Origin of the sequence: Pseudomonas sp. FSL R10-2964 (genome assembly GCF_009600035.1) — a bacterium.
Taxonomy (GTDB): domain Bacteria; phylum Pseudomonadota; class Gammaproteobacteria; order Pseudomonadales; family Pseudomonadaceae; genus Aquipseudomonas; species Aquipseudomonas bubulae.
In genome coordinates this window covers 150,563-157,575 of the sequence record NZ_WIWH01000004.1, presented here as the reverse complement: position 1 = coordinate 157,575, position 7,013 = coordinate 150,563, and the positions used below count along the sequence as shown (strand labels likewise).

Annotated in this window: 8 protein-coding genes; 3 read left to right on the top strand and 5 right to left on the bottom strand. The window is 60.0% G+C overall.

Features of this window, described 5'->3' with window-relative positions:
- Positions 1-104: 104 nt before the first annotated feature.
- The 3 genes from GHN92_RS03805 to GHN92_RS03795 are packed head-to-tail and all read right to left on the bottom strand — an operon-like array spanning position 105 to position 2,781.
- Positions 105-872: a heme ABC transporter ATP-binding protein gene (locus GHN92_RS03805; protein WP_095002575.1), complete on the bottom strand. Its 768-nt coding sequence runs from the start codon at positions 870-872 to the stop codon at positions 105-107.
- A complete protein-coding gene (locus GHN92_RS03800) occupies positions 872-1,855 on the bottom strand; it encodes an iron ABC transporter permease (RefSeq protein ID WP_169917069.1) in 984 nt (327 codons plus the stop codon). Before GHN92_RS03800 ends, GHN92_RS03805 begins: the two co-directional genes overlap by 1 nt.
- A 50-nt stretch (positions 1,856-1,905) precedes the next feature.
- Positions 1,906-2,781 carry a hemin ABC transporter substrate-binding protein gene (locus GHN92_RS03795; RefSeq protein ID WP_095002573.1) on the bottom strand — a complete coding sequence of 292 codons (876 nt, stop codon included), beginning with the start codon at positions 2,779-2,781 and terminating at the stop codon, positions 1,906-1,908.
- 166 nt (positions 2,782-2,947) lie between these two features.
- On the opposite strand from GHN92_RS03795, the gene GHN92_RS03790 reads away from it, so the two are divergent.
- The gene (locus GHN92_RS03790; RefSeq protein WP_133144030.1) at positions 2,948-3,286 is read left to right on the top strand and encodes a Rieske 2Fe-2S domain-containing protein; all 339 of its coding nucleotides are present in this window, start codon (positions 2,948-2,950) and stop codon (positions 3,284-3,286) included.
- On the opposite strand, the gene sfsA is transcribed toward GHN92_RS03790, so the two are convergent.
- Both sfsA and GHN92_RS03780 read right to left on the bottom strand, forming a co-directional pair.
- Complete coding sequence (sfsA, locus tag GHN92_RS03785; protein ID WP_133144029.1) at positions 3,269-3,976, bottom strand: DNA/RNA nuclease SfsA; 708 nt, start codon at positions 3,974-3,976, stop codon at positions 3,269-3,271. The genes GHN92_RS03790 and sfsA overlap by 18 nt on opposite strands.
- Positions 3,976-5,148, bottom strand: a complete 1,173-nt coding sequence (locus GHN92_RS03780) for a pyridoxal phosphate-dependent aminotransferase (protein WP_095002570.1) — start codon at positions 5,146-5,148, stop codon at positions 3,976-3,978. Before GHN92_RS03780 ends, sfsA begins: the two co-directional genes overlap by 1 nt.
- A gap of 322 nt (positions 5,149-5,470) precedes the next feature.
- Between GHN92_RS03780 and dksA the strand changes: the two genes are divergently transcribed.
- Both dksA and gluQRS read left to right on the top strand, forming a co-directional pair.
- Positions 5,471-5,911, top strand: coding sequence for an RNA polymerase-binding protein DksA (dksA, locus tag GHN92_RS03775; RefSeq protein WP_016783419.1), 441 nt, complete (start codon positions 5,471-5,473; stop codon positions 5,909-5,911).
- Positions 5,912-6,080: 169 nt separating this feature from the next.
- The gene (gene gluQRS, locus GHN92_RS03770; RefSeq protein ID WP_133144028.1) at positions 6,081-6,968 is read left to right on the top strand and encodes a tRNA glutamyl-Q(34) synthetase GluQRS; all 888 of its coding nucleotides are present in this window, start codon (positions 6,081-6,083) and stop codon (positions 6,966-6,968) included.
- Positions 6,969-7,013 lie beyond the last annotated feature (45 nt).

The window sequence follows — 7,013 nt, the reverse complement described above, 5'->3', positions numbered from 1 at the left end:
TTCCGGCGAAGTTGGCTCGCCGAAAAGTGTCCACCATGTCCCCGCACACCCGTCAACCATGTGTCCGGTCCGTACAGCCTGTGGAAAAGTGCCTGGGCGGCTGCTCAGCGAGCAATTACCATCGGGCAACCCAGCTCCGGGTGCGGCTGCACTAAAACATCGAGCCCAAACACGGCCTTGAGCTCATCCGGCTGCAATACCGCTTGCGGGCAATCCAGAGCCCGTGGGCGCCCCTGTTCCAGCAAGAGCAAGCGGTCACAGTAACGCGCCGCCAGGTTAAGGTCATGCAGGATGATCAACACCGCGGCGCCGCGATCAGCAAATGCCCGAATGGCCTTGAGCGTGGTGTGCTGATGCAAGGGGTCGAGCATTGAAGTGGGTTCATCAAGCAACAGGGTCTGCCCGTTTTGCCCCGGCCATAATTGCGCCAGTACCCGTGCCAGATGCACACGCTGACGCTCGCCCCCCGATAAGGCCAGGTAGCTGCGCCCCGCAAGATGCTCAACATCGGCGGCCTGCAATGCCTCATGGATTATTTCGGCGTCGCGAGTGCGACCCGTCTGATGAGGCAGTCGGCCCATGCCCACCACTTCTTCAACGCGAAAGGCAAAATCCAGGGTCGAGGTTTGCGGCAGGACAGCGAGGCGTTGTGCCCGCTGCGCGCCCTTCCAGTGGCTCAAGGCCAGCTCATCCAGCCAGACCTGCCCGCCACTCGGCGCCAGCTCCCCGCACAAGGCCGCCAGCAGGGTACTTTTACCCGCGCCATTGGGGCCGAGCACACCCAGTACTTCCCCCGGGCGTACATCAAGGGTGACATCCGCCAGCACGATTTTCTGATCGCGACGGATCTGCAGGTTTTCCGTACGCAGCATCAGTGGCGTCCTCGCATCAGCAAATACAGGAAGAAAGGTGCACCGAGAAACGCAGTAACAATCCCGATGGGCAGTTCGGCTGGCGCCAGCGCCAGGCGAGCGATCAAGTCGGCAAACAGCAACAAGGTGGCCCCCGCCAGTACCGAAGCAGGCAACAGCACCCGGTGATCAGGCCCCGCCAGCAGTCGCACCAGATGCGGCACCACCAGCCCGATAAAGCCAATCATGCCTGCCGCTGCCACAGCGGCCCCCACCCCCAGGGCCGTGCAGAACACCAGTTCGCGCTTCAGGCCTTCAACGTCGATGCCCAGGTGATTGGCTTCGGATTCCCCCAACAGCAGTGCATTGAGCGCATTCGCCCGCCGGGGCAGCCACAGTGCGACCCCCACCGTCACAATCAACAGTGGCCACAGCCGTGCATAGCTGGCGCCATTGAGACTGCCCAGGTTCCAGAATGTCAGGGTGCGCAAGGTCGCGTCATCGGCGAGATAGGTAAACAAACCCACAGCAGAACCAGCCAAGGCTGTCAGGGCAATGCCCGCAAGCAACATCACCGCCACATTGGTCTGACCGTTGCGCCGGCCCAACCGATACACCAGCGCCGTCACCCCCAAACCACCGATAAACGCACACAGCGACAGCAGGTACGGGCCCATCACTTCCGGCAACCCGCCAAAAGCAGCCCCGCCGACAATCGCGATCGCCGCCCCGAGGGCGGCGCCGCTGGATACGCCGACCAACCCCGGATCGGCCAGCGGGTTGCGAAACAACCCCTGCATGGCTACACCTGAGAGCGCCAGCACGCCACCCACCGCCAGCCCCAACAAGGTTCGCGGCAAGCGGATCTGCCCCAGGATCAATTCGGCCTGCTCCAGGCCTTCACCCGCAATCGGCACCCCGATCAGGCGCAGTGCCGCGCGCAAGGTGTCAAACAACGGCAGGCTCACCGGCCCCAGTGCCAGCGACAGCCAGATCGACAACAGGCACAACGCGCTCAAACCTATAAACAGGGCCCGGGGTTTAACCAACGTCCTCATTGGCTGACCGGAACCGCGGGATAGAACTCAGCCGTCAGTTGCTTCAGGCGTTCCGGCAGACGCGGCCCCAGGCCACCCACCAGCAGCGTCGGGTCCAGCTCATAGACACGGCCATTTTTAGCGGCGCGTATAGATGCCAATACCGGGTTTTCTTTCATAAGCGCTTTGCGCGCCGCCTCACCGGTCAGGCTGCGGTCGGCAAATACCAGCACTTCAGGGTTGAGCCCCGCCAGCGCTTCCACCGAAAACGGCTTGTAACCGCTGTGGGTCGCCAGGTTATGTCCCCCCGCTTGCGTCAGCAGCCAGTCCGCCGCCGTATCTTTGCCAGCAATCATCGGTTTACCACCGGCATGGCCCAACAGCAGCAATACCCCGGGCGCCTGATGACTGGCTTGTGCGGCCTTGACCTGCTGTTGATGCTCTTCCAGTTGCTGCTGGTAGTCCTTGAACACTTGCGCTGCCTGCGCCTCATCCCCCAGCAGGCGCCCCAAATGCTGCAAGGTGCCCTCAAGGCTGGCAAGGTCTGCCTGGGCCGAAAACATCTCCACCGGCACACCGGCACCGCGAATCTGCAACAACACCGCGGCCGGGCCCATTTCTTCAGTGCCGATCAGCACATCCGGCTTCAGGCTCAGGACACCTTCTGCCGAGAGTTGGCGCTGGTAACCGATACTGGGCAGCGATTTGAGTGATTCAGGATGCTGGCTGGTGGTATCGACCCCAACCAATTTAGACTCCGCACCCAATACGCTGACCCACTCCGAAAGCGCTCCTCCGGCGCTGACCCAACGTTGTGGCAACTCGCCAGCCAGGCTGACATGACTGATCATAAGGCCTGCACAGAACGTAATCAGGCGGGTACTCAGGCGCATACAGAGGCTTTCCTTGAATAAAGAGGGCTCACAATTTTCACGCTGTGAAAACAGCACATGCAGAGCAAGCCGCCATTTGATAATTGTTTGCATTTGCACGTCAACCTGTTAACCCGCTCAGAAACGCGTCATCGACTCAACCGTTTAGCTGTTATTAAGGATTGTCATGAAGTTTTTATGCTCATCGCACGCACTGAGCGAAGGTACCAGCCGTGGCTTTGAGCTGGATGAAGTGCGGCTGCTGATCACTCGCCGGGAGGGCCGGGTGTATGCCTACAAAAACCGCTGTCCCCATCGCGGGGTGGCACTGGAATGGCAACCCGACCAGTTTCTCGATCCCAGCGCCAGCCTGATCCAGTGTTCAACCCACGCAGCATTGTTCCTGATCGAAAGCGGGGAATGCGTGGCCGGGCCCTGCGCGGGACAATTTCTGACAGCCCTCGACTGCCGTGAAGACAGCCAAGGGATCTGGATTACACCGCAAGCCTCAGAGGATGACGCCTAGACGGCGATCAACCACTACAGCATCCGATGTCAGGCTGACCCCATATGCCAGCACCTGCACCCCGGCCGCCACAGCCTCGCGCAGGGCAGCGGCATAACCCGGGTCGATTTCTTCAGCCGGACGCACCGCATCGATCCCCGTCAGGTTGACGCAATACAGCTGCACCGCACGCACGCCCTCCTTCGCCAGGGTCGCCAGCTCGCGCAGATGCTTGGCGCCACGCTGGGTCACGGCATCCGGAAATGCCGCGACACGGGAACCGTCAAACCCCAGGGTGACACTCTTGACCTCGACATAGGCAAAGCCCTGCGGGTACTCAAGGCGAAAATCGATGCGACTTTTTTCCTGCCCGTAAGGGACCTCGCGCTTGAGCGCGGTAAAACCCTCCAGCTCGGTAATCACCCCGGCCAGCAGCGCCTCTTCGATCAAGTGATTGGCGCGCCCGGTGTTCACGCACGCCAGCCGTCCTTGCGGGGTTTGGCTGATTTCCCAGGTACCCGGCAACTTGCGTTTGGGGTCGTTGGAACGACTGAACCACACCTGACCACCCTCGACCATGCAATTGAGCATGGAACCGGTGTTCGGGCAGTGGATGGTCATCAACTCGCCAGCGCTGGTTTCGATATCCGCCAAAAAGCGCTTATAGCGCTTGATCAGGCGCCCTTCTTCCAGTTCAGGTGAAAAACGCATCAGCCCTTCCAGCTCTTGAGGCCACGGGCAATCCGCTCAACAGCTTCCTGCAGGCGTGGCAAATTTTGGGTATAGGCAAAGCGTACATGATGCCCGGATTTGTAACGGCCGAAATCCAGGCCTGGGGTAAAGGCGATGTGCTGGGTTTCCAGAAAATGCTGACAAAACGCGAAGGCATCACCGCCAAACGCGCTGATGTCGGCATACAGGTAAAACGCACCTTCAGGCTCAACCGCAATGCCAAAGCCCAGCTCGCGCAAGGCCGGCAACAGGAAATCGCGACGACGGCCAAACTCGGCCCGACGCTCTTCCAGAATCGCCAGGGTCTGCGGTTCGAAGCAGGCCAATGCTGCGTACTGGGCCATGCTTGGCGCGCTGATATAGAGATTCTGTGCGAGTTTCTCCAGGTCGGCCACTGCCTCAGGCGGCGCCACCAGCCAGCCCAGGCGCCAGCCGGTCATGCCGAAATACTTGGAAAAACTATTAAGCACAAACGCGCTGTCATCAACTTCCAGCACGCTCGCCGCATCACAGCCATAGGTCAGGCCGTGATAGATCTCATCCACCACCAGATGCCCATTGCGGGCCTTGACCGCTGCAGACAGGGCTGCCAGTTCGTCACGACTCAACAGTGTGCCGGTCGGATTGGCCGGGGACGCCACCAGCGCGCCTACGCTGTCCTGGTTCCAGTGGCGTTCGACCAGTTCGGCTGTGAGTTGATAGCGCACATCGGGACCTACAGGCACCAGTTGGGCCGCCCCCTCTACCAAACGCAGGAAATGTCGGTTACATGGGTAGCCTGGGTCTGCTAGCAACCAATGTTTACCCGGATCAACCAGCAGGCTGGAAGCCAGTAACAGGGCACCAGAACCACCGGGCGTTATAAGAATTCGCCCGGGGTCGATATTCAAGCCATAGCGCTGCCGGTAAAACCCGCTGATCGCTTCACGCAGTTCCGGCAGGCCACGGGCGGCGGTATAACGGGTTTTGCCGGCGGCCAGGGCAGCCTGGCCGGCAGCAATGATCGGCTCGGCCGTGGTGAAGTCCGGCTCGCCGATTTCCAGGTGAATCACATCGTGCCCGGCAGCCTGCAACTCATTGGCCCGCGCCAACAACGCCATCACGTGGAACGGTTCGATTGCGCGGCTGCGCGCACTGTATGACTGAGCCATGAGCCTGCCTTCCTGGGTAAGCAAAAAGCCGATTCTACCCAAGCAGTGCTATAAGAGAGAGCTAATTACGGTCTTAGCCCACTTGCCGATAGAACCAAACAACCCGGCCTTTAGTCATAGCTCGACTAAAATTATTAATTAGCCACTAATCTCAAGCACCACAGGCTCTGCACACATACCCTGAGAACGGGCTGGACATGCGGGAGTAGCGCAGCCCGATTTGATCTGGTAAGTTCGCCCGCTTGCAGCCGCAGGGCCGGCAGGTGTCGGTGATGTTGCAATCCTGCGCAATGGATTAGAAGAATGAGAGGCGGTCCATTTCATGCCCACACAAGCAAAGCAACAGAATACTCAACTTAGCGGCTTCGAACCCTACGTTGAAAAGAAGGGTGAAGAGTACATGGGCGAGCCCATGCGTAAACACTTCACCAAGATTCTGCAAAAGTGGAAACAGGACTTGATGCAGGAAGTCGACCGCACCGTTGATCATATGAAAGACGAAGCGGCAAACTTTCCTGACCCATCCGACCGCGCGAGCCAGGAAGAAGAATTCAGCCTGGAACTGCGCGCCCGCGATCGCGAGCGCAAGCTGATCAAGAAAATCGACAAGACGCTGCAACTGATTGAAGACGAAGAATATGGCTGGTGCGAATCCTGCGGCGTCGAAATCGGTATCCGTCGACTCGAGGCCCGCCCTACTGCCGACATGTGCGTAGACTGCAAGACCTTGGCTGAAATCAAGGAAAAACAAGTCGGCAAGTAATCGCCAACTTGACCAGATGGGGCGTGCGAACGCCCCATTTTTGTTTGTGAAATTTCAGTGCCCTGCGTGGGAGCGGGCTTGCTCGCGATAGCATCACCGCGCCAAAGGTTCAAAACCGGGTTGCCCCATCGCGAGCAAACCCGCTCCCACAAGAAATCGGCCCACGTCCATGACTGCACCCTCCTATATCGGGCGCTTCGCCCCAACGCCCAGTGGCCATCTGCATTTTGGTTCGTTGGTCGCCGCCCTTGCGTCATACCTCGATGCCCGCTCCGTAGGTGGCCGCTGGTTGCTGCGCATGGAAGATCTCGATCCGCCGCGGGAAATGCCCGGCGCCCAGGCCGCGATTCTCGATGCCCTTGAGCGCTACGGTTTTGAATGGGACGGCGAACTGGTCCGTCAAAGCGAGCGCAACGAAGCCTATGCGCACGTGCTAAACCGGCTGTTCAGCATGGGCCTGGCCTACGCCTGCACCTGTTCACGCAAACAGCTGGAAGGTTACAACGGCATTTACCCCGGCTTTTGCCGCAATGCCGGGCACTCAATGGATAACGCAGCCATCCGCATTCGCGTCCCTGAGCTGGAATATGCCTTCACCGACCGGGTTCAGGGCGAGTTCCGCCAGCACCTGGGGCGCGATGTCGGTGATTTCGTGATTCGTCGCCGCGACGGACTCTATGCCTACCAATTAGCGGTGGTGCTCGATGATGCCGCCCAGGGTGTGACCGATATCGTGCGTGGCGCCGACCTGCTCGACTCCACCCCGCGCCAACTTTACCTGCAAGAGTTGCTGGGCTTATCACAACCGCGCTATCTGCATGTGCCACTGATCGTGCAGCCTGATGGCCACAAACTCGGCAAATCCTACCGCTCACCGCCCCTGACCCCGGAGCAGGCCACCCCGCTGCTGCTGCGGGCCTTGCGTGCTCTGGGTCAGAAAACAGAGCAACACCTGAACGACGCTACCCCGCGTGAGGTGCTGGATTGGGGCATTGCCCACTGGAACGCCGCCAATATCCCACGCACACTGACCCTCGCCGAGGCGCAATTACGCTGACAGCCCTTGCAGGTTGCCAGCCATCCGTTACCATCGCCGCACGTT